Here is a 20,325-nt window from a genome sequence, read left to right as displayed (position 1 = left end):
CCGGGCTCATGAGGCTCGGCGAGTCGTTCCGGGTGGCGCTGGAGGCGCTGCGGGTCAACCGGCTGCGCAGCGCGCTGACGATGTTCGGCGTGGTCGTCGGGGTCGCGGCGGTGGTGGTGCTGGTGGCGATCGGGACCGGCGCCCGCGACCTGGTGGAGAGCGAGATCGAGGGACTCGGCTCCAACATCATCTTCGTCGCGCCGGGGGAGTTCTCGTTCGGCTCGGCGCCCACGATCAGCCGGATGCAGCTGGAGGACGTCGACTACCTGGAGCGGGTCACGGGCGAGGAAGGGCGGATCGCCGTCGCCCTCAACTCCAGCGAGACCGTACGGGCCGGACGCGCCGAGACGTTCTCCGGCGTCGTGGGAGTGAACGAGAACACCCACCGGGTCTTCGACCGGCCCCTGCGCCGTGGCCGTCACCTCAGCAAGATCGACGTGGAGACGCGCCGCCGCGTCGTCGTCCTCGGCTCCGACATCGCCCGGCGGCTGTTCGGCGACGTCGATCCGGTCGGGCGCCAGATCGCGATCGCCGGCGGCACGCGCTTTCGCGTCGTCGGTGTCTTCGAGGAGCTCGGCCAGACGTTCGGGCAGGCCCGGGACTCCGAGGTGCATGTGCCCGTCACCACCGCGCAGCGGATGTTCGGCATCGAACGCGTCGACTTCATCGCCATCCGGGCGTCGGCCAGCGGGGACATCCCGCGCCTCCAGCGGGAGGTGGTGGACGCGCTGAAGCGCAAGTACCAGGGCGAGCAGTTCTCGGCGATCACGCAGACCCAGCTGCTCGGCACCATCGGCACCGTGCTGAGCGCGCTCACCGGCGTGCTGGCCGCGATCGCCGCGATCTCCCTGCTGGTCGGCGGGGTCGGGGTCTCCAACATCATGCTGGTCAGCGTGCGGGAGCGGACGCGGGAGATCGGGCTGCGCAAGGCCCTGGGCGCCCGGCAGCGCGACGTGCTGGCCCAGTTCCTGGTGGAGGCCGTGCTGCTGACCACGATCGGCGGCACGGCGGGCATCCTGCTCGGGGCCGGGCTCTCCCTCGCGATCGCGGAGGCGTCGCCCGTGCCGGCCGCGATCACCTGGTGGTCGCCCGTGCTCGCGTTCGTGGTCTCGGCGGGGGTGGGCATCTTCTTCGGCGTCGTTCCGGCGCGGCGGGCGGGCCGTCTCGACCCGGTCATCGCCCTGCGCACCGAATGACCTGCGCACCGAATGACACGCGCACCGAATGACACGCGCACCGAATGACACGACGTCAGACGTGCTCCATCACGATGACCGCCGTGGTGCCCGGCTCCAGCGCCCGGAAGATGTGGGGCGCGTCGCCCGGATAGCTCACGTAGTCGCCGGGTCCGAGCTCGACGGGCTCCTCCGTCGGCCCGGCCAGCGCGCGGCCCGTGCCGAGCACGAGGTGCTCGGACGTCCCGGGCATGTGAGGCGCTGAGATCCGTGGCTCGCCGGGCCGCACGTCCAGCCGGTAGAGGTCGCGGCGGGCGTTGGGCGGGCACGACGCCAGCAGCGTGGCCGCGTAGTCGGCCTGCTCGGAGTGGGTGACCGGGCCCTCGCCGGCGCGGATCACCTGGACGTTGCGGCGCGGCGGCTCGACCAGCCTGCTGAACGGCACGCCCAGCGCGACGCCGAGCGCCCACAACGTCTCGACGCTCGGATTGCCGGCGCCCGACTCCAGCTGGGACATCGTGGACTTGGCGATGCCCGCGCGCCGGGCCAGCTCGGTCTGGGACAGGCCGGCGCGTTCGCGTTCCCGCCGGATCGAGGCCGCGATGAGGTCGAGGGGCGGTCCCTGCTGCTGCTCCAAGTGTTCGCTCCAGACGTCCAAGGGTTCGATTTGACGAACCGAGAGAGGCTTGACCATTCTAATGGACATGCGTTCATTCTGGCGAACACTCGATCGCGAGACCCTCCGCGACATCGCGCTGGTCTGCGTCGCGGACGCGCTCGTCGGCGCGTCGTTCGGCGCCATCGCCGTCTCCGGCGGGCTCGACGCGTGGGTGCCCGTCGCCATGTCGCTGCTGGTGTTCGCGGGCGGCGCGCAGTTCGCCGCGATCGGCGTCGTGCTCTCCGGCGGCGGCGCCGTCGCGGCCGTCGTGACGGGCCTGGTGCTCAACGCCCGGCTGCTCCCGTTCGGCTTCGCCGTCTCCGACGTGCTGGCGGGCCGCGGGCGGCTTCTGGGCGCACATCTGATCATGGACGAGGCCGTCGCGTTCACCCTGCGCCACTCCGACCGGCGCCGCCGCCGGGCCACGTTCTGGACCTGCGGCGTCGCCCTGTTCGTGGTGTGGAACGTCGCGGTCGTGCTGGGCGCGTTCGCCGGCGAGATCATCGGGGACACCGGCGCCCTCGGCCTCGACGCCGCGTTCCCCGCCGTCCTCCTCGCGCTCGTCCTGCCCGCCCTCCGGGACCGGAGCACCCGGAACGCCGCCCTGCTGGGCGCCGCCGTCGCGCTCGCGACCACGCCCTTGCTCCCCGCCGGAGTGCCGGTGCTGCTCGCGCTCGCCGGGCTGGTGCTCTACGTCCCCGGGCTGAGAAGGCGGGAGGTGGCTCGCTGATGCCGCTGCTGGCCATCGTCGTGCTGGCCGCCGGGACCTACGCGTTCCGGCTGGCCGGCCCGGTCTTCCAGGACCGTCTGGAGATCCCCGACCGGCTGCGGCGGCTCCTGCCCGTGGCCGCGGCCGTCCTGCTGATCACACTGGTGGTCACCGCCACCCTCACCGAGGGCCATGGCTTCGCCGGCTGGGCGAGACCGGCCGGGGTGCTCGTCGCGGGTGTCCTGGCCGTCCGCCGCGCGCCGTTCCCGGTGATCGTCATCGCCGCCGCGGCGACCACGGCCGTGCTCCGCCTCTGCGGCGTTCCCTGAGATTGGCGAAGCACCTCCACGGACCGCGGTCGGGGGCACCAGGCGATCGGCGGAGGTGCTTCAAGTCCGTTCGTCAGGCGACGGCTTCCGACCCGGCCGCCGACGCCGTGGCGACGGCCTCCCCGATGAAACGGGCCGTCTCGCGCATGGCCGCGCTCGCCTCCGGCAGGACACGGTTGAGGATCTGGAACACGTGCATCTGGCCCTTCCAGACCTGAAGCTCGCAGGTGACGCCCGCGCTCGTGAGCGCCTCGGCGAACGCCTCGGCCTCGGGCCGCAGGACCTCGGCGCCGCCCACCTGGATCAGGAACGGCGACGTCTCGTCCCAGGGGCAGGTGAGCAGGGCCAGCCGCGGGTCGTCGAATCCGGCCGGCCCCACTACGAGGCGCGCGACCCGGCGGGCCGCGTAAGCGCTGATGTACGGGTCGCGGGCGCGGCGCTGCTCCGCCGTGGACAGCTCGCAGGTGAGATCGACCCAGGGTGAGAAGAGCACGGTGCCCGCTGGGCGGGGCAGCCCTACCCGGCAGATCTCGCCGGTGAGGGACGCGGCGAGGTGCCCGCCCGCCGAGTCGCCCGCGATGACGATGCCGTTCGCCGGGATGCCGCGGGCCAGCAGCCAGCGGTAGGCGGCCAGGGCGTCTTCGAGCGGCGCGGGGAACGGGTGCTCGGGTGCCATTCGGTAGCGCGGCACCAGGACCGGAAGCCCGGTCTCCACGGCCAGCCGCGTCGTGATGGGCCGGTGGGTCCGGGGAGAACAGACGACGTACGCGCCCCCGTGCAGATAGAGGATCGCTCCGTCGCCGCGGCGCTCGCCGTTGCGCGAGGTGACCCATTCACCGAGGATCGGGCGTTCGTCGCGGCCGGTCTCCACCTGGGGATCGACCAGCGGCTTGATCCGCGCGCTCCGCGACACCGGCACGAGCAGGGCCGCGGCGTCCACGGTGGAACGGGCGGTCCGCAGGCCTCGGGCATAACTCGGCACATGATGGATGAAAGGGCGCAGGCTGAGCCGCAGTGCCTGGGAAATGGCACGGCTGCGTACCGTCGGGCGTCGCGCGTAGGGCGGCGTACTCGAAGACTGCGGGGTGTGCGGAGGCTGCGGGGTGCGCGGGAGCGCGGTGCGTGCGGCCGGATGGCGGGGGGCGGCTGCGACTCCCGGCAGAGGCGTGACCTCTGCCGGCAGGTCTTTCGAGGCGATCGGGTCCATCTACACCCCAGCTGGCTTTGTTTCCTTCGTGTTACTTAGATGCCCTTTTTTCCGGATAGTTCACGTAACAACTTTGTGTCAGTGTCAGAGGTTTGGGGCCTGTCACGGCGATCGCCAGGGCCCGGATGTGATCCAGGCCACGAGTAAGTGGCTGTGGACAAAGCGATACCGTGAGGTCATGAGCAGCGCCGATTCGCCCCCATCACCCCGGAACTGCGGGCTTGAGGTCTTCTGGGACGACCAGCTCATCTCGTACGACTTCGGGCCGAGTCATCCGCTCAACCCGGTCCGGGTCGAGCTGACGATGGCGCTGGCCCGCGAGTACGGCCTGCTGGAAGCGCCGAACGTGACCGTCGAGGGGTTCGCCTCCGCCGGCGACGAGCTGCTCGGCCTCGTCCATGAGGACGCCTACATCGCCGCGGTGCGCCACGCGGGCGCGACCGGGCTGCCGGAGCTCAAGCACGGCCTCGGCACCGCGGACAACCCGGTCTTCCTTGGAATGCACGAGGCTTCGGCCCTGGTGGCCGGGGCGTCGGTGGCCGGGGCCCGCGCGCTGTGGGCCGGCGAGACCGAGCACGCGGCCAACGTCTCCGGCGGGCTGCACCACGCGATGCGCGGCGCGGCGAGCGGCTTCTGCGTCTACAACGACGTGGCGATCGCCATCGCCTGGCTCCTGGAGAACGGCGCCGAACGCGTCGCGTACGTCGATGTGGACGTGCACCACGGCGACGGGGTGCAGGCGGCCTTCTACGACGACCCGCGGGTGCTCACGATCAGCCTGCACGAGACGCCTCGCACGCTCTTCCCGGGCACCGGCTTCCCCACCGAGATCGGCGGTCGGGGTGCGCACGGCTCGGCGGTCAACGTGGCGCTGCCGCCGGGCACGGGCGACGCCGCGTGGCTGCGCGCGTTCGACGCCGTGGTGCCGCCGCTGCTGCGCGAGTTCAGGCCGCAGGTGCTGGTCACCCAGCACGGCTGCGACAGCCACGAGCTCGACCCGCTCGCGCACCTGTCCCTCAGCGTGGACGGGCAGCGGACGGCGTACGCGGCGCTCCACCGGCTGGCCCACGAGGTCTCCGGCGGCCGCTGGCTGGCCACCGGCGGCGGGGGATACGAGCTGGTCCAGGTGGTGCCGCGGGCGTGGACACACCTGCTCGCCGAGGCCGCGGGGCGTCCGATCGACCCCGCGACGGACACCCCGGAGCCATGGCGGGCGTTCGTCCGCGAACGGACCGGGGAGATCGCGCCGCGGCGCATGACGGACGGGACGAGCACGGTGGAGGTGCGCACGTGGGGCGAAGGCTACGATCCGGCGAACCCGGTCGACCAGGCGGTGCTGGCGACCCGGCGGGCGGTGTTCCCCGAGCACGGCCTCGACCCCATGATGGACCTCTGATGGCGGCCGTTCCGACGCGCGACGAGCTGCGCGCCCACCTGGTGCGCACGATGATCGCCGGTGACGTGGCCACGCCGCGCCAGAACAACCTGCTGCACTACCGGCGGATGGCGGCGCGCAACCCGTACTACCTGTTCGGGCTGGACCTCAAGCCGGGCTGGACCGAGCGCGAGATCCTGCGGGTCATGATCGAACGCTGCGGCGTCGCCCCCGATCCGCTGCACCTGTATGGGGACGACACGATCGACCCCGAGCTCACCATCGGCGCGCTGGAGGCGATGGGCGACAGGATCGGCCTCGCCGCCCAACGCGGAGAGCGCGTCGTGCTGGCCACGGGGCACCCCGCCACCCTCACGCCGGTCTACCAGGCGGTGGCGCAGGCCCTCGCCGAGCGCGGCTGCCCGATCCTGACCCCAGCGGCCGGCTGGACGTACGAGATCGAGGGCTCTTTCGGCGCCGAGCCGAGACGCATCGTCTACACACCCGAGGGAGTGGCGATGCTGGAGGGGGAGGACGGGCGCACGCACCACACCCACGACGCCGCGCCGATGGAGGCGATGCTCGCCGAACTGGCGGCCGCCACTACTCCGGCAGAGGGATCTCGGGAACTCGAACGGAACAGTTGGCCGGATCTGGCCATCGCCGATCACGGCTGGGCGGGCGCGGCCGGGCAGGCGGGCATCGACACCGTCGGCTTCGCGGACTGTAACGATCCAGCGCTGTTCGCCGGGGCCGACGAAGGCAAGATCGACGTGGTGGTGCCCCTCGACGACGGCGTATCGCCGCACCATTACGCGCCTTTGACCGCCTATCTGCTGAACCGGGCGGGCTTGGACTGACGTGCGGAGGGCCCGCGCGCGTGGCGGAACGGGCGCCCAGGGGTCACTGCGTGTGACGTGATGGCCGTACCGGGACGGTTGGTCCGGTCCAATGCGCCGATGACACCTGAGTCGCAGGTCATCGCCTGATTTTGGCTTACAAGCGATCGTGGTGTGACGCCATGTGCCGTCATGTCCACGCTGTGTACGGAAGCGGACTGTGGCTGTTCCGTCAGGGCGGGATACGGAATTGGGTGGAACTCCCCTCTTGCGACTGTCGATACACGATTTACGCTGGAGGAAGTACACGTGCGTGATCAAAGTCACCCAAAGGGCCGGTGCGCGGCACGTGTGGAAGAGGGCGTCCGATGAGCTCAGGCGAGCGACCTCTGAGTGAGGTCAGGTTCCTGACTGTGGCCGAAGTGGCGGCGGTGATGCGGGTGTCCAAGATGACCGTCTACCGCCTGGTCCACTCAGGCGAGCTACCCGCGATCCGTGTGGGACGTTCGTTCCGGGTTCCCGAGCAGGCCGTTCACGACTATCTGCGCGACGCGTTCATCGAAGCCGGATAAAGACGGCGATCGCCGTCGACGGAGGCGTACCCGCCGTCCGCGGAGGGTATGGCGGGGTCATGCTCCACGACCCCGCGACGTTCTTCACATCCGGCCGTGCAGGGGGCAGGCGCACGGAATCCGCCGGCAGTACACGGGGATGGAGAGAAGGGCAGGGACATCGACCGGCCGGCGGCCTCGGCGAGGCCGCCGGAGCCGGCGCCCGGGAGGCCGGGGGCGTCATGGGCGCCCGCGGCGACCCGGGCATCGGCATGTCCGCGAGCCGCGGCCATCACGGCGTGGTGACGACCGGCGGCCAGAGCGGCACCGGGGCAGCGGTACCCTTGGGCAGCGGACCGTGCGCACTCGTCGATATTCGCCGAGTGGCAGGTCCCTCTCCTGTACGACTCCGGATACGCCGAGCGAGGTCTCGTGGGCTCTGTCATTAAGAAGCGCCGCAAGCGGATGGCTAAGAAGAAGCACCGCAAGCTGCTGAAGAAGACGCGTATTCAGCGTCGTAACAAGAAGTAAACACGCAGGCTACTCAGCCGTAAGGGGTGGGGCGCACAGTGTCCTCTATGCCCTCCGCCGCGGCTCGCGTCGTACTGGTGACGGGTGTGTCCCGTTTCCTAGGGGCGCGGGTCGCGAACACCCTCCAGGCCGACCCGGGCATCGAGCGGGTCATCGGCGTGGACACGGTCCCCCCTACGACGTCGCTCGGACGCACCGAGTTCGTGCGCGTCGACATCCGCACGCCGAGCATCGCCAAGGTGATCTCCGCCGCGGAGGTCGACACGGTCGTTCACCTCAATCTGGTGACCGCACCGTCCGGCCCGCGGTCGCGGATGAAGGAATTCAACGTCATCGGCACGATGCAGCTGCTGGCGGCGTGCCAGCGGTCGCCCGACACGCGCAAGCTCGTCGTGCGTTCCTCGGCCGCCGTCTACGGCTCCTCGCCGATGAACCCGGCGCTGTTCAGCGAACGCGACGAGCCCGTCGAGGCCCCGACGTCCGGCTACGCCAAGGACGCCGTCGAGGTCGAGGGCTACGTGCGGGGGCTGCTGCGCCGGCGGTCGGATCTCACGGTCTCGGTACTGCGTTTCGCCAACTTCCTCGGGCCGGGTGTCGACTCCCCGCTGACCCGCTATTTCCGCATGCCCGTCGTCCCGACGGTCCTGGGCTACGACCCGCGGCTGCAGTTCGTGCACGAGGACGACGGCATCGAGGTGCTGCGGCGGATGACGGTCGAAGACCATCCCGGCACGTTCAACGTCGCCGGAGACGGGGTACTGCTGCTGTCCCAGGCGTTGCGCCGGGCCGGTCGCTCCTACGTGCCCATGCCCGCGCCGTCGGTGTCCGCGCTCGGTGACCTGGGACGGCGTTTCGGTGGTCTGTCGGGCTTCTCGCCCGAGTTGCTGCGCTGGCTGATGTACGGCCGGGTCATCGACACGTCCCGGCTGGAGAACGAACTCTCCTGGCGGCCCAAGTACGGCTCGGAGGCGGCGTTCGCCGACTTCGTCTCGGCGCAGGGCCTGGGGCGGACGGTGCCGATCGAGTTGATCGACCGCCTGGCCGCGATCCTCGCCCGCGACTGACCATGCCACGGAGGTTCCCATGAAGGCGCACCACGAGCCGGTCGGCGGCACGGACGAGGACGCCCAGGTCATTCCGCTGAACGCGGCCCGGCACGACGACGAGCCCCGGCGCAACCCGGTCGAACGCAAGCTCGCCTCGGGCCTGGCGTTCCTGCGCCGCCGGCTCGCGGGCGAGTACGACGTGGACGAGTTCGGCTTCGACCCGGAGTTCAACCGGTCGGTCCTGCTGCCGGTCGCCCGAGCCCTGTACGAGCGCTGGTTCCGGGTGGAGCTCTTCGGCCTCGACAACGTCCCGGAGAAGGGCGGCGCCCTCATCGTCGCCAACCACTCCGGCACGCTGCCGATCGACGGGATCATGCTCGCGGTGGCGATGCACGACCACGCCCAGCGTGACCTGCGGCTCCTCGGCGCGGACCTCGTCTACCAGGTGCCCGTCCTCGGCCACCTGTCCCGCAAGGCGGGACACACCCTGGCCTGCCATTCCGACGCCGCCCGCCTCCTCGACAAGGGCGAGCTCGTCGGCGTCTTCCCCGAGGGCTTCAAGGGGGTCGGCAAGCCGTTCGGCGACCGCTACAAGCTGCAGCGCTTCGGCCGCGGCGGCTTCGTGGAGACGGCGCTGCGCGCGAACGTGCCGATCATCCCGTGCGCCATCGTCGGCGCCGAGGAGATCTATCCCAAGATCGCCGACCTCAGGCCGCTCGCGCGGCTGCTCGGCATGCCCTACTTCCCGGTCACGCCCACGTTCCCCCTCCTCGGACCGCTCGGCCTGGTGCCGCTGCCGTCCAAGTGGATGATCCAGTTCGGCGAGCCGATCCCCATGGACGAGTACGACGCGACCGCCGCCGACGACCCCATGACCCTCTTCAACCTCACCGACCACGTCCGCGAGAACGTCCAGCAGATGCTCTACGACACCCTGCTCCGCCGGGGAGCTGCATTTTTCTAGCTTTCACGGCCTGACCCCCTCGCCTGGCGGCTCGGCGCTCAACCGTAAAAGCGGCTGCCAAGCAAGGCTTGTCCCTTGAAAGGGCGGCTGGGCGGGGGGCGTAGCGGGAGGGAACGCGACATCGCTTCGCGATCTTCGCTCGAAGCTTCGCCTGCGGCTCGCTCCGGCTCAGGTAGCGCGTTCGCGGTGGCTGGGCTTGCTGGGTGGTTGCTGAGTGGCTCGGCTTCAGGACCGGCTGTAGTGCTTGCGGAGGGCTATGCCTGCGGCTACGCCGCCTGCCAGGGCGCCGGCGCCCGCAGCGGCGGGGAGGGCGACCATGGTGACCTTGCGGCCGGTACGGAAGTCGTGGATCGGCCAGTCGTGCTCTTTGGCGTGGTCGCGCAGGTCGGAGTCGGGATTGACGGCGTGCGGGTGACCGACCGCCGTCAGCATCGGCAGGTCATTGATCGAGTCGCTGTACGCGGCGCAGCGGCTCAGGTCGAGACCCTCGCGCTGGGCGAGGGCGCGGACGGCCTCGGACTTGGCGGGGCCGTGCAGGAGGTTGCCGACCAGGCGGCCGGTGTAGACGCCGTTCCTGGTCTCGGCGACGGTGCCGAGGGCACCGGTGAGACCGAGGCGGTGGGCGATGGTGCGCGCGACCTCGACGGGAGTGGCGGTGACCAGCCACACCTGCTGGCCCGCGTCCAGGTGCTGGAGCGCGAGGGTGCGGGTGCCGTGCCAGATGCGGTCGGCCATCACCTCGTCGTAGATCTCCTCGCTGAGCCGGACGAGGTCGGTGACCTTCTGTCCGGCCACGAAGGCCAGCGCGGCCTCGCGGGCGCTGCTGATGTGCTCGGCGTTCTCCGAGCCGCGCAGCCGGAACGCGGCCTGGCCCCAGGCGAACAAGGCCAGGTCGCGCATCGTGAAGAGCTTGCGGCTCGCCAGCCCGCGCGCGAAGTAGTAGATCGAGGCGCCGCGCATCATGGTGTTGTCGACGTCGAAGAACGCCGCGGCCGTCGGATCGGGCTCGGCTAGCGGCTCGCCCGCGGTCGCCGCGGCGGCGGCCGCCTCGCCCGCGCTCACCGGGTCCTGCTCCTTTTCGCGCTGCCAGAATCGACGCATGCTCCGAGCCTAGTCAAGAGCCTCCGTCCGGCCGCCGGTTCGCTCGGAATTGCGATGGTCCTCACCCCCGTTCAGCACCGCCGTCACCAGCCGCTCGCGCAGGACCGCGCGGAATTCCGGATCCGGTTCCGCCCTGCGCACCTGCAGACCTGACAGCGGATTGCCGCCGTCACCCTCTCCCTTGGCCCGCCGTGCTCTCATGCCCCCCACCAATCCACCCTTCCGTTATGCCCGCAAGAACGAGCACGGACGCGCGTGGTTACGGGATCCCGGTTAACGGACGGTAGGTCGGCGAACGCCGTCAGGACCGAAGATCGTCGGGGAGCATGCGGGCGAGCGAGCGGACGGCGCGATACTGCAGCGCCTTGATCGCTCCGCTCTTCTTTCCCATGACCAGAGCGGTCTCGGCGACGGAAAGCCCGTGCAGGAAGCGCAGCACGACGCATTCCTGTTGCTCGGAGCCGAGCCTGCGGACCGCGGCGAGGAGGGTCTTGTTGGTCATCGAGTCGAGCACGGCCCGTTCCGGGCCCTCCTGGGGCCGGTCGGGTTCGAGCAGTTCCGCGGTGCAGACCTCCAGCCGGTAGCGGCTGGACTTGAAGTGGTCCGCGACGAGGTTGCGCGCGATGGTGACCAGCCAGGCGCCGAAGTCCTTGCCCTGCCAGTTGAAGTCACGGATGCGCCGCAGTGCCCGGAGGAAGGTCTCGCTGGTCAGGTCCTCGGCGAGGGAGTGCCCGCCCACCCGGTAGTACACGTACCGGTAGACCAGCTCCACGTAGTGGTCGTAGAGGGTGCCGAACGCCTCGGCGTCACCGTCGCGGGCCTGGAGGACGAGCGCCTTGATGATCTCGCTGCGTTCGCGCGCCGCGGTCTCGGTGTCGGCCGGCGAGGTCTGGCCGGACGCACGTCGACGAAACAACGTCACTCGGGCATCGAGGGTCAAGCTGCTCATGCAGTTCTCCTCGGGGCGTACGCGACCTCCGGCGTGAAAAGCCACTCTAGATACCGATGGGTACGCCAGGCAATGGTGCGCGCGTGGCCGAACCCCTTCCGCGGGCGGCGATCGGACGGTCGGAACGTCGTGGTTCCCGGCACTTCCTTGGGAGCGGTTACCCGTCATCGCTCCGAATCGGGCACCATGGGGCGCGATGGTCGAAGCGATTCTCGCGCTGCCGGCGACCCTTGGCGCTTTACTGGCCACCGGGTTGCTCATTTCGCGCGCCTCCAAGGACCGGCTGCTCTACCTGATCGCGTGGTCGCTGACCTCGGTCGGGATCGCGGTCGCCCTCGCCTCGATGGCGCTGGGGTTCCTGCTCGGCTTCAACGACGCGCTGTTTCGCGTCATGGAACTGGGCGGCGCGCTCATCGCACCGGTCTGGCTGGCGCTCGGCATGGTCGAGCTGATCGCCCGGATCGTCCAGGTGCGGTTCGCCGCCTGGCTGTTCGCGGTGTCCTACACCGTCGTGGCCACGGTGATCCTCCTGCTGGACCCGCTGCACGGCTCGTTCAGCAAGAAGCTTCCCAAGCCCGACCAGATCTACGACGCGCTGCCGCCGCTGCTGATCAACGGCGCGCATCTGGTCGCGGTCATCGCGCTCGTCGCGTGCGCCATCGTCACCGCTCTGCTGGCGAGCAAGCAGGACCGTGAGGCGTACGAGCTGCTCATCCCGATCGCGCTGGTGGCGCTGGCCGGGGTGCTGGTCGTCGCCGGCACCCGCGGCTACCTGCCCGGGCCGATCGCCGTCGTCGCCCTGGGGGCCGCCGCCGGGCTGGTCTGGTACGGCGCGATGCGGACCCTGCCGGTCTACGCCGACGACCAGGAGGGCTTCGCCGGCGACGACTACACCGACGAGGCCGCCACCGGCTACGCGGATCAGGCCTATGCCGCCCCGCACCCGCCGCCGGTCGACGCGCAGCACACCGCCGTCGCGGCCGGCCCGCCCGGCCCGCCCGGCCCGCCCGGCCCGCCCGGCCCGCCCGGCCCGCCGCCCAAGCCTGCGACCAAGCGCGGCGAGCTGCGCTTCCCCGACCCGCCCGCGGGCGACGAACTGCGTTTCCCCGAGCCGCCCGCGCCGACCGCGATCGACGACATGAAGGTCGCCGGTCACGACGCGCTGGACGGTTTCGGTGCCGGCTCGCTGGCCGCGAACGCCCTGGGGGCGGCGGGCCTGGCGGGTACGGTCGGCCTCGCCGGAGCCGGGGCCGCGCTCGGGGGCGCCCTCGGCGGCTTCGGGCACGGCGACCTGTCCAAGGCGTGCGGCCAGATCACCGTCTACACGCTGCTCGACGGCCGGGAGGAGGCGTTCGACCGGCTGGCCGAGGACTTCGTCCGGGCGGCGCGCACCGCCGAGCCGGACACTCTCATCTTCGCCTGCCACGAGGTGGTCAACGCCCCCACGCAGCGGATCTTCTACCAGCTGTTCCGGGACGAGCCGGCGTTCGCGTCCCACCGGCAGCAGCCGCACCTGCAGCGGTTCCTCGCCGAGTCCCGCACCCACGTGCTGGCGACCAACGTCATCGAGCTCAAGCTCGGCGCGGCCAACCTGGCCCCGCTGCCCTCGCCGGCCGCGCCCGACCACCCTCGCCTGTGAGCGGATCATGGACGTTCTCATCACCCTGCTCGGCAAGCCCGGCTGCCACCTGTGCGACGACGCCCGGGAGGTGATCCGGCGGGTGGCGGCGGAGCTGGACGTCCGCTGGGAGGAACGGGACATCACCCTCTCCGAGGAGGACACCCGGGAGTACTGGGAGCACATCCCGGTCACCTTGATCAACGGGGTGCAGCACGACTTCTGGCGGGTGGACGAGGCACGGCTGCGCAAGGCCGTCCAGCAACTCCGGTAGTGCGGCCCTGCGGCCGTGATTCCAGCGAATCGGAAATGTCTGCTCAGTCACATCTTCCGGACGAGTACCGTGGGCCGGGAGCGTCCGGGCACGGCCGCTGAAGCCAGCGTGGTCAGGGCTTTCGGCGATCCGGCCGCCGGGACGACGGGTCTCGTACGCCGGGGGCGACTTTGTGCATGTATTCACAAAGGCTTAATCTGGTGGACAGCCCTGGACCACCGCCGGTCCCGGCCGACCCGGGGCGAGGGGTTCTCGGGCCCCGCCCCAAGCGTCGAGCCCCCGAAGAGCAGGCCGTGACACCTCGACAGACCCGCAATCGCGATCGCGCCGATCGCGGCATTCCCGAAGCAACCGTCGCACGCCTGCCGGTCTACCTGCGGGCGTTGCACAGCCTGCAGGACCGCGGGGTCGCCACCGTGTCCTCAGAGGAGTTGGCCGCCGCGGCAGGCGTCAACTCCGCCAAGCTCCGCAAGGACCTCTCCCACCTCGGCTCGTACGGCACCCGCGGTGTCGGCTACGAGGTGGAGTACCTCGTCTACCAGATCTCTCGTGAACTCGGCCTGACCCAGGATTGGGTCGTGGCAATCATCGGGGTCGGTAACCTGGGCCGTGCGCTGGCCGGATACGGCGGCTTCGCCTCTCGCGGCTTCCGCGTGGCGGGCCTCCTGGACGCCGACGCCGACATCGTGGGCGAGGAGATCTCCGGCCTCACCGTGGAGCACATCGACCGGCTGGAGGACATCATCGGCGAGCGCGGCGTCTCGATCGCCGTCATCGCCACGCCCGCGGGCGCCGCCCAGAAGGTGTGCGACCGGGTGGTGGCCGCCGGTGTGACGAGCGTCCTCAACTTCGCGCCCGTCGTCCTGTCCGTGCCAGACGGTGTGGACGTGCGTAAAGTCGACTTGTCGATCGAACTGCAGATCCTCGCGTTCCACGAGCAGCGCAAGGCGGGCGGTCCGGACGACCTCGACGCGCTGGAGGGCGCCGCCGGCAAGGCGGCCGCCCCGCGGGGGGCCACGCCCACGCAGTATGTGGAGGCGGTAGAAGCATGAGCGTCTTGGTGGTGGGCCTCAGCCATCAGAGCGCACCGGTGGCCATGCTCGAACGGGCCGCGGTGACCGGCGACGATCTCGGGAAGCTGCTGCACGCGGTCAACGACTCGCCGCACGTGGCCGAGACGGCGATCGTCTCGACGTGCAACCGGGTCGAGGTCTACACCGTGGTCGACAAGTTCCACGGCGGAGTCTCCTCGATCTCCGAGTTGCTGGCCCTGCACTCCGGCATCCCGCTGGACGATCTTTCCCGGCATCTGTACGTGCACTACGAGGACCGTGCCGTCCAGCACGCCTTCTCGGTGGCCTGCGGCATGGAGTCGATGGTCATCGGCGAGGGCCAGATCCTCGGGCAGATCCGGGCGGCCCTGCGGCACGCCCAGGACGAGGGCACGATCGGCCGCGACCTGCACGACCTCCTGCAGCGGGCGCTGCGGGTGGGCAAGCGCGCCCACCACGAGACCGGCATCGACCAGGCCGGCGCGTCCCTGGTGAGCGTGGGCCTGGACGTGGCCCGGGAGCACCTCGGCCCGCTCGACCGGGTGAACGCCCTGGTGGTGGGCGCCGGTGCGATGAGCGGGCTGGCCGTCGCCACGCTGGCGAGGGCCGGTGCCCGCGAGATCGTGGTCGCCAACCGCACCTACGACAAGGCCGTCCGGCTGGCCGGTGACGCCACCGCGGCCGGCGTCGCCGCGCGCGCGATCGACCTGGCCGACCTCCACCAGGAGCTGGCCGCCGCCGAGCTGATCGTGTCGTGCACCGGCGCCACCGGGCTGGTCATCACCAGGGCGCAGCTGGAGGCCGCCGGCGCGACCGGGCACGGCCGCCGCCGGTTCTTCCTCGACCTCGCCCTGCCGCATGACATCGAGCCGGGCGTACGTGACCTGCCCGGGGCGGCGCTCGCCGGGCTGTCGGAGCTGCGGACCGCCGAGCAGGCCGCTCAGGCGATCGGGCCGGAGGCCGTCGAGGCCGTCCGGACCATCGTCGCGGCCGAGGTGTCCACGTTCCTCGGCGCCGCCCGCGCCGCCGCGGTGGCGCCGACCGTGGTGGCGCTGCGAAGCAAGGCGGCGGACGTGGTCGAGGCCGAGCTGGCCCGTCTGACCGGCCGGCTGCCCGAGCTGGACGACAAGGCCCGCAAAGAGATCTCCCAGACCGTGCGCCGGGTGGTGGACAAGCTCCTGCACGCGCCGACCGTGCGGGTGAAGGAGCTGGCCGCCGCCCCTGGCGGTGACACCTACGCCGACGCGCTCCGCGAGCTGTTCGACCTCGACCCGAAGGCTCCCGAGGCCGTGACGCGAGCCGATATCGAAGGAAGCGGCAAGTGACCGTACTCAGGCTCGGAACTCGCAAGAGCCTCATGGCGACGACCCAGTCCCAGCTGGTCGCCGACGCATTGTCGGAGCGTACGGGGCATGCCGTGGAGCTGGTCGGGGTAACGACCGAAGGTGATGTTTCCAAGGCCCTGCTCGCACAGATCGGGGGGACCGGCGTCTTCGTCAACGCGCTCCGGGACAGGCTGCTCGCCGGCGAGGTGGACTTCGCGGTGCACTCGCTGAAGGATCTGCCCACGGGTCCGGCCGAGGGGATCGCCCTCGCCGCGACCCCGCGCCGTGACGACCCGCGCGACGCCTTGTGCGGCCCGGCCAAGCTGGCCGATCTGCCCCCTGGCGCCCGCGTCGGCACCGGTTCGCCGCGCCGGGTCGCGCAGCTGCGCGCGATGCGCCCGGATCTGGACGTGGTGCCGATCCGCGGCAACGCCGACACCCGGCTGCGCAAAGTGACCGACGGTGAGCTGGACGCCGTGGTGCTGGCCTATGCCGGGCTGACGCGGATCGGCCGGCTGGAGGCGGTGGCCGAGATCTTCGACCCCGACCAGATGCTGCCCGCGCCCGGCCAGGGTTCGCTGGCCCTCGAATGCCGCGCCGACCGGACCGAGCTGCGCGCGCTGCTTGGAACGGTCGATGACGCTGCCACCAGGGCCGCGGTCACCGCCGAACGCACGGTGCTGGCAGTGCTTGAAGCGGGATGTTCGGCGCCTGTGGGAGCATACGCTGCCGAAGTAGAACAAAAGTTGCACCTGACAGCGGCCGTCGTCGCGCACGACGGGAGCCGTCAGGTCCGGCTGTCCGCAAGCGGCCACCTCGACGAGGCCGAACGGCTGGGGCGCGATCTCGCCGCCCGGCTGCTCGGCCAAGGGGCCGACCAGTTGATGGGGGAGCGCCTTGAGCCCCAGTAAGAGCCCCGCCGAGCAGAAGGACGGCCACCGGGCCGCCGGTGCCGCGGCCGGTCTGGTCTCGCTCGTCGGCATGGGCCCGGGCGATCCGGGCCTGCTGACGCTGCGCGCCGCCGCCGTGCTGGGTCGCGCCGACGCCGTCGTCGTCAACCGCGCCGCCGTCCATCCCGAGGTCCTCTCCCACTGCCGCCCCGACGCCGAGATCCTCGACTCCGCCGACGCCGACCCCGCCAAGCTGGCCGCCAAGGCGGCCAAGACCGGCAAGCGCGTCGTCCGGCTCTTCCAGGGCGACCCCGCCCTGGCCTGCGGGCTGGCCGCCGAGGGCGGGGCGCTGGCCAAGGCCGGCGTCCCGTTCGAGGTGGTGCCCGGCGTGTCCGCCGTCACCGGTGTGCCGGGGTACGCGGGCATCCCGCTCACCGACGCCAAGCACCGCGAGGTCCGGATCGTCGACGCCGCCGAGGGCGGGGTCGACTGGGAGGCCTTCGCCGCGCCGGACGTCACCCTGGTGATCCTCGGCGCCGAGAGCACGGTCGGCGAGGTGGCCAAGGGCCTGATCGCCGTCGGCCGCCCGGACACGACCCCCGCCGCGATGACCAGCCTCGGCACCACCACCGAGCAGGAGACCGTGGTCTCCACGCTGCAGCGGCTGGCCGCCGACACCAAGGGCATGGAGGCGCCCGCGCTGATCATCGTCGGCGACGTGGTCGGCTGGCGCGACCGGCTGTCGTGGTTCGAGACCAAGCCGCTCTTCGGCTGGCGCGTGCTCGTGCCGCGCACCAAGGAGCAGGCGGCCTCGCTGTCAGACCAGCTCCGCTCGTACGGCGCGGTACCGGACGAGGTGCCGACGATCTCGGTCGAGCCGCCGCGCACGCCGCAGCAGATGGACCGTGCCGTCAAGGGCCTGGTGACCGGCCGCTACGAGTGGGTGGTCTTCACCTCCACCAACGCGGTCAGGGCCGTCCGGGAGAAGTTCGTCGACTACGGCCTCGACGCCCGCGCGTTCGCCGGGCTCAAGGTCGCCGCCGTCGGCGAGCAGACCGCCGCCGCGCTCGTGGAGTTCGGCATCCAGCCCGACCTGGTGCCGGACGGCCAGCAGTCCAGCGAGGGACTGGCCGAGGTGTGGCCGCCCTACGACGAGGATCTGGACCCGATCAACCGCGTGCTGCTGCCGCGCGCCGACATCGCCACCGACACCCTCATCGCCAAGCTCACCGATCTCGGCTGGGAGTGCGAGGACGTCACCGCCTACCGGACCGTCCGGGCCGCGCCGCCGCCCGCGCCGATCCGTGAAGCGATCAAGGGCGGCGGCTTCGACGCGGTGCTGTTCACCTCGTCCTCGACGGTCAAGAACCTCATCGGCATCGCGGGCAAGCCGCACAATGTCACCGTGATCGCGGTGATCGGCCCGCAGACCGCCAGGACCGCCGAGGAGTACGGCCTGCGCGTGGACGTGATGGCCGACAAGCCGTCGGTTTCGGCGCTCGCCGAAGCCCTGGCGGAGTACGGTGCGAAGCGGAGGGCCGCCCAGGTCGAGGCCGGCGACCCGTTGCGCAAGCCCAGCCAGATGCGCCGGGGCGCCCGCCGCCGCAAGTAGCCGTTCCGCGGAGGAAAGAAGGGTCATGTCCGCTCAGTTCCCCGTCTCCCGTCCCCGGCGGCTCCGGCGCACCCCCGCGCTGCGCCGGCTGGTCGCCGAGACCCGGCTCGCCCCGGCCGACCTGGTGCTGCCGATGTTCGTCAAGGAGGGCATCGCCGAGCCCAATCCGGTGAGCTCGATGCCGGGGGTCTACCAGCACACCCGCGACAGCCTGCGCAAGGCCGCGCACGACGCGGCCGAGGCGGGCGTCGGCGGCATCATGCTGTTCGGCATCCCGGCGGTGAAGGACGGCGTCGGCGTGGCCGCCGACGACCCCGACGGCATCGTCCAGGTGGCGCTGCGCGATCTGCACTCCGACCTCGGCGACGCGATCGTCCTCATGGCCGACCTGTGCCTGTGCGAATACACCGACCACGGGCACTGCGGCATCGTCACCCCGGCCGGTGAGGTCGACAACGACGCGACGCTCGAACGTTACGCCGCCATCGCCGGAGCCCAGGCCGCCGCGGGGGCCGCGGTGGTGGCGCCCAGCGGGATGATGGACGGCCAGGTCGGCGTGATCCGCGCCGCGCTGGACAAGGCGGGCCACCCGGACACCACGGTCCTCGCCTACTCCACCAAGTACGCCTCGGCGTTCTACGGCCCGTTCCGCGAGGCGGCCGAGGGCGCCCCGCAGTTCGGCGACCGGTCCACCCACCAGCAGGACCCGGCCAACGCCGACGAGTCGCTCCGCGAAGTCTTCCTGGACCTCGACGAGGGCGCCGACATGGTCATGGTCAAGCCGGCCGGCGCCTACCTCGACGTCGTCCGCCGGGTGCGCGACGCCGTCGACGTGCCGGTGGCCGCGTACCAGGTCAGCGGCGAGTACGCGATGATCGAGGCCGCCGCCGAGAAGGGCTGGCTCGACCGCGACCGCACCATCAACGAATCCCTCATCGCCATCCGCCGCGCCGGCGCAGACGTCATCCTCACCTACTGGGCGACAGAGGTCGCCCGCTCTCTTTAATACTTTCGCGGCTGTGTTTATTGGCTTTCGCGGCCTCAGGCCCTCGCCTAGCGCCTCGGGCCCGAACCGCAAAAGCAGCTGCCAAGCGGAGCTTGCCCTTTGAAAGGGTGGCTGGGTGGGGGGCGTAGCGGGAGGGCGGCATCGCTTCGCGATCTCTCGGGAAGCTTCGCCTTCGACTCGCTTCCCGACCCGGTCGCGCGCTCGCGTGATGGTTGAGGTCGGTCTTTGGTGTCACAGACTGTGACGGGCGTCTGGGCTTCACTGTGCGCGTTGCGTTGCAGGCCTGTTGTGATGGCGGACGCGTCAGGCGGTCACGGTGTTGCGGGGCGCGGTTGTGATTCTTTGCCGATGATCACGTGGGTCTAGTCACTTAGGGCCGTTTCTGGGGGGTTGGCGTGTCCGTTCCTACCGGTTACCTGCATCATCTGTAAGAAGGAGCCACGTTCGACCAGGAGCACAGGGGGGCGCGATGATGCTGGCGGTCTCGGGTGGAAGGCGGCAGAAGCCGCGGAGCCGGACGGCCGCGGCCGCGCTCGAATACGCCGAGCTGGGGTGGCCCTGCAGTCTCGGCGCCCATCCTCCGGTCGACGGTGACCGTGCGTGTTCGTGTGATCGGATCGGCTGTCCCGATCCGGGGGCCCATCCGGTGTCGGCCGCCTGGGCGATCCAGGCCTCGACCGACCCGGAGGTGTTGAAACGCTGGTGGTCGGAGCGGCCGCAGGCCAACATCATCCTGCCCACCGGACGGGTGTTCGACGTCTTCGACGTACCGGCCGCCGCCGGTGACGCCGCTTTGGAGCGGATCGCCAGGGACGGTCTGCAAGTCGGCCCGGTCGCGACCATCGGCGACCGTCATCTGTTCTTCGTGGCCACCCGGGGCGCCCCCGCCGACGAGGACGAGTGGTGGTCCTGCCATCTGGACTGCTCGCCCGAGACCGTCGCCGAGACGCCCGGCATGCGCTGGCACTGCCGCGACAGCTATGTGGTCGCCCCGCCGTCGATGCTTCCCTACGGCCGTGAGACCGCCTGGATCGAGGCGCCGGACGGCGGGCCGCTGCCCGATCCGCTGCGGCTCCTCGAAGTCCTCTCCGACAGCTGTGAGGCCACCAAATAG

General features: G+C 71.1%; 22 protein-coding genes. 17 read left to right on the top strand and 5 right to left on the bottom strand.

All coding sequences use genetic code 11. From position 1 onward, the window contains the following. Nucleotides 1–8: 8 nt before the first annotated feature. Nucleotides 9–1,196 (top strand): ABC transporter permease, encoded by a 1,188-nt coding sequence (locus ABD333_RS23055; protein ID WP_344544023.1) that lies wholly within the window; start codon nucleotides 9–11, stop codon nucleotides 1,194–1,196. A 55-nt stretch (nucleotides 1,197–1,251) separates the two neighbouring features. Here the strand turns inward: ABD333_RS23055 and ABD333_RS23050 are convergent, their stop codons facing one another. Further along, nucleotides 1,252–1,833 (bottom strand): helix-turn-helix domain-containing protein, encoded by a 582-nt coding sequence (locus tag ABD333_RS23050; protein WP_344544022.1) that lies wholly within the window; start codon nucleotides 1,831–1,833, stop codon nucleotides 1,252–1,254. 46 nt (nucleotides 1,834–1,879) lie between these two features. On the opposite strand from ABD333_RS23050, the gene ABD333_RS23045 reads away from it, so the two are divergent. Further along, a complete protein-coding gene (locus tag ABD333_RS23045) occupies nucleotides 1,880–2,563 on the top strand; it encodes an AzlC family ABC transporter permease (protein ID WP_344544021.1) in 684 nt (227 codons plus the stop codon). Next, nucleotides 2,563–2,871 carry an AzlD domain-containing protein gene (locus ABD333_RS23040; RefSeq protein WP_344544019.1) on the top strand — a complete coding sequence of 103 codons (309 nt, stop codon included), beginning with the start codon at nucleotides 2,563–2,565 and terminating at the stop codon, nucleotides 2,869–2,871. Before ABD333_RS23045 ends, ABD333_RS23040 begins: the two co-directional genes overlap by 1 nt. Nucleotides 2,872–2,944: 73 nt before the next feature. Here the strand turns inward: ABD333_RS23040 and ABD333_RS23035 are convergent, their stop codons facing one another. Then, nucleotides 2,945–3,853 carry an alpha/beta hydrolase gene (locus ABD333_RS23035; protein ID WP_344544017.1) on the bottom strand — a complete coding sequence of 303 codons (909 nt, stop codon included), beginning with the start codon at nucleotides 3,851–3,853 and terminating at the stop codon, nucleotides 2,945–2,947. A 403-nt stretch (nucleotides 3,854–4,256) separates the two neighbouring features. Between ABD333_RS23035 and ABD333_RS23030 the strand changes: the two genes are divergently transcribed. The 6 genes from ABD333_RS23030 to ABD333_RS23005 all read left to right on the top strand — a co-directional run bounded on the left by ABD333_RS23030 (nucleotide 4,257) and on the right by ABD333_RS23005 (nucleotide 9,384). Beyond that, complete coding sequence (locus ABD333_RS23030) at nucleotides 4,257–5,474, top strand: acetoin utilization protein AcuC (protein ID WP_344544015.1); 1,218 nt, start codon at nucleotides 4,257–4,259, stop codon at nucleotides 5,472–5,474. Further along, the gene (locus ABD333_RS23025) at nucleotides 5,474–6,313 is read left to right on the top strand and encodes a phosphatase (protein ID WP_344544013.1); all 840 of its coding nucleotides are present in this window, start codon (nucleotides 5,474–5,476) and stop codon (nucleotides 6,311–6,313) included. The genes ABD333_RS23030 and ABD333_RS23025 overlap by 1 nt, the downstream gene beginning before the upstream one ends. 347 nt (nucleotides 6,314–6,660) lie before the next feature. Next, on the top strand, nucleotides 6,661–6,864 hold the full coding sequence (locus ABD333_RS23020; protein ID WP_026414196.1) for a helix-turn-helix domain-containing protein: 204 nt from the start codon (nucleotides 6,661–6,663) through the stop codon (nucleotides 6,862–6,864). Nucleotides 6,865–7,275: 411 nt separating this feature from the next. After that, complete coding sequence (locus ABD333_RS23015; RefSeq protein WP_018654693.1) at nucleotides 7,276–7,374, top strand: 30S ribosomal protein bS22; 99 nt, start codon at nucleotides 7,276–7,278, stop codon at nucleotides 7,372–7,374. 47 nt (nucleotides 7,375–7,421) lie between these two features. Next, the gene (locus ABD333_RS23010; protein ID WP_344544012.1) at nucleotides 7,422–8,438 is read left to right on the top strand and encodes an NAD-dependent epimerase/dehydratase family protein; all 1,017 of its coding nucleotides are present in this window, start codon (nucleotides 7,422–7,424) and stop codon (nucleotides 8,436–8,438) included. Nucleotides 8,439–8,457: 19 nt separating this feature from the next. Beyond that, nucleotides 8,458–9,384: a lysophospholipid acyltransferase family protein gene (locus tag ABD333_RS23005; RefSeq protein WP_344544011.1), complete on the top strand. Its 927-nt coding sequence runs from the start codon at nucleotides 8,458–8,460 to the stop codon at nucleotides 9,382–9,384. A 225-nt stretch (nucleotides 9,385–9,609) separates the two neighbouring features. Here ABD333_RS23005 and ABD333_RS23000 read toward each other — a convergent pair whose 3' ends face one another. The 3 genes from ABD333_RS23000 to ABD333_RS22990 all read right to left on the bottom strand — a co-directional run bounded on the left by ABD333_RS23000 (nucleotide 9,610) and on the right by ABD333_RS22990 (nucleotide 11,434). Then, on the bottom strand, nucleotides 9,610–10,485 hold the full coding sequence (locus ABD333_RS23000; protein ID WP_344544010.1) for an HAD family hydrolase: 876 nt from the start codon (nucleotides 10,483–10,485) through the stop codon (nucleotides 9,610–9,612). Nucleotides 10,486–10,494: 9 nt separating this feature from the next. Next, nucleotides 10,495–10,686 carry a hypothetical protein gene (locus ABD333_RS22995; RefSeq protein WP_344544008.1) on the bottom strand — a complete coding sequence of 64 codons (192 nt, stop codon included), beginning with the start codon at nucleotides 10,684–10,686 and terminating at the stop codon, nucleotides 10,495–10,497. A gap of 100 nt (nucleotides 10,687–10,786) precedes the next feature. Beyond that, nucleotides 10,787–11,434, bottom strand: coding sequence for an ECF subfamily RNA polymerase sigma factor, BldN family (locus tag ABD333_RS22990; RefSeq protein WP_344544006.1), 648 nt, complete (start codon nucleotides 11,432–11,434; stop codon nucleotides 10,787–10,789). A 196-nt stretch (nucleotides 11,435–11,630) separates the two neighbouring features. Between ABD333_RS22990 and ABD333_RS22985 the strand changes: the two genes are divergently transcribed. From ABD333_RS22985 to ABD333_RS22950, 8 genes are all read left to right on the top strand, one after another. Next, nucleotides 11,631–13,073, top strand: coding sequence for a putative quinol monooxygenase (locus ABD333_RS22985; protein WP_344544003.1), 1,443 nt, complete (start codon nucleotides 11,631–11,633; stop codon nucleotides 13,071–13,073). A gap of 7 nt (nucleotides 13,074–13,080) precedes the next feature. Continuing rightward, nucleotides 13,081–13,326 (top strand): glutaredoxin family protein, encoded by a 246-nt coding sequence (locus tag ABD333_RS22980; RefSeq protein WP_344544001.1) that lies wholly within the window; start codon nucleotides 13,081–13,083, stop codon nucleotides 13,324–13,326. A gap of 293 nt (nucleotides 13,327–13,619) precedes the next feature. Continuing rightward, a complete protein-coding gene (locus ABD333_RS22975; protein ID WP_344543999.1) occupies nucleotides 13,620–14,378 on the top strand; it encodes a redox-sensing transcriptional repressor Rex in 759 nt (252 codons plus the stop codon). Further along, on the top strand, nucleotides 14,375–15,703 hold the full coding sequence (locus tag ABD333_RS22970) for a glutamyl-tRNA reductase (protein ID WP_344543997.1): 1,329 nt from the start codon (nucleotides 14,375–14,377) through the stop codon (nucleotides 15,701–15,703). The genes ABD333_RS22975 and ABD333_RS22970 overlap by 4 nt, the downstream gene beginning before the upstream one ends. Further along, nucleotides 15,700–16,614: a hydroxymethylbilane synthase gene (gene hemC, locus ABD333_RS22965; protein WP_344543996.1), complete on the top strand. Its 915-nt coding sequence runs from the start codon at nucleotides 15,700–15,702 to the stop codon at nucleotides 16,612–16,614. The genes ABD333_RS22970 and hemC overlap by 4 nt, the downstream gene beginning before the upstream one ends. Then, the gene (locus ABD333_RS22960) at nucleotides 16,601–18,205 is read left to right on the top strand and encodes a bifunctional uroporphyrinogen-III C-methyltransferase/uroporphyrinogen-III synthase (RefSeq protein ID WP_344543995.1); all 1,605 of its coding nucleotides are present in this window, start codon (nucleotides 16,601–16,603) and stop codon (nucleotides 18,203–18,205) included. Before hemC ends, ABD333_RS22960 begins: the two co-directional genes overlap by 14 nt. Before the next feature lie 25 nt (nucleotides 18,206–18,230). After that, nucleotides 18,231–19,211: a porphobilinogen synthase gene (gene hemB, locus ABD333_RS22955; protein WP_344543994.1), complete on the top strand. Its 981-nt coding sequence runs from the start codon at nucleotides 18,231–18,233 to the stop codon at nucleotides 19,209–19,211. A gap of 472 nt (nucleotides 19,212–19,683) precedes the next feature. Beyond that, the gene (locus tag ABD333_RS22950; protein ID WP_344544688.1) at nucleotides 19,684–20,325 is read left to right on the top strand and encodes a bifunctional DNA primase/polymerase; all 642 of its coding nucleotides are present in this window, start codon (nucleotides 19,684–19,686) and stop codon (nucleotides 20,323–20,325) included.

This window comes from Actinomadura fulvescens, assembly GCF_039533225.1.
Taxonomy (GTDB): domain Bacteria; phylum Actinomycetota; class Actinomycetes; order Streptosporangiales; family Streptosporangiaceae; genus Spirillospora; species Spirillospora fulvescens.
This window is presented reverse-complemented; position numbering and strand designations above follow the sequence as displayed.

Bases quoted from the DNA above. Each gene is read 5' to 3' on its own strand.
- ABD333_RS23030 (WP_344544015.1), top strand. From the start codon at position 4,257: ATGAGCAGCGCCGATTCGCCCCCATCACCCCGGAACTGCGGGCTTGAG.
- hemB (WP_344543994.1), top strand. From the start codon at position 18,231: ATGTCCGCTCAGTTCCCCGTCTCCCGTCCCCGGCGGCTCCGGCGCACC.
- ABD333_RS22950 (WP_344544688.1), top strand. From the start codon at position 19,684: ATGCTGGCGGTCTCGGGTGGAAGGCGGCAGAAGCCGCGGAGCCGGACG.
- ABD333_RS23010 (WP_344544012.1), top strand. From the start codon at position 7,422: ATGCCCTCCGCCGCGGCTCGCGTCGTACTGGTGACGGGTGTGTCCCGT.
- ABD333_RS23055 (WP_344544023.1), top strand. From the start codon at position 9: ATGAGGCTCGGCGAGTCGTTCCGGGTGGCGCTGGAGGCGCTGCGGGTC.
- ABD333_RS23040 (WP_344544019.1), top strand. From the start codon at position 2,563: ATGCCGCTGCTGGCCATCGTCGTGCTGGCCGCCGGGACCTACGCGTTC.
- ABD333_RS23000 (WP_344544010.1), bottom strand. From the start codon at position 10,485: ATGCGTCGATTCTGGCAGCGCGAAAAGGAGCAGGACCCGGTGAGCGCG.
- ABD333_RS23045 (WP_344544021.1), top strand. From the start codon at position 1,880: ATGCGTTCATTCTGGCGAACACTCGATCGCGAGACCCTCCGCGACATC.
- ABD333_RS23005 (WP_344544011.1), top strand. From the start codon at position 8,458: ATGAAGGCGCACCACGAGCCGGTCGGCGGCACGGACGAGGACGCCCAG.
- ABD333_RS22970 (WP_344543997.1), top strand. From the start codon at position 14,375: ATGAGCGTCTTGGTGGTGGGCCTCAGCCATCAGAGCGCACCGGTGGCC.
- ABD333_RS22990 (WP_344544006.1), bottom strand. From the start codon at position 11,434: ATGAGCAGCTTGACCCTCGATGCCCGAGTGACGTTGTTTCGTCGACGT.
- ABD333_RS22985 (WP_344544003.1), top strand. From the start codon at position 11,631: ATGGTCGAAGCGATTCTCGCGCTGCCGGCGACCCTTGGCGCTTTACTG.
- ABD333_RS23020 (WP_026414196.1), top strand. From the start codon at position 6,661: ATGAGCTCAGGCGAGCGACCTCTGAGTGAGGTCAGGTTCCTGACTGTG.
- ABD333_RS23025 (WP_344544013.1), top strand. From the start codon at position 5,474: ATGGCGGCCGTTCCGACGCGCGACGAGCTGCGCGCCCACCTGGTGCGC.
- ABD333_RS22995 (WP_344544008.1), bottom strand. From the start codon at position 10,686: ATGAGAGCACGGCGGGCCAAGGGAGAGGGTGACGGCGGCAATCCGCTG.
- ABD333_RS22980 (WP_344544001.1), top strand. From the start codon at position 13,081: ATGGACGTTCTCATCACCCTGCTCGGCAAGCCCGGCTGCCACCTGTGC.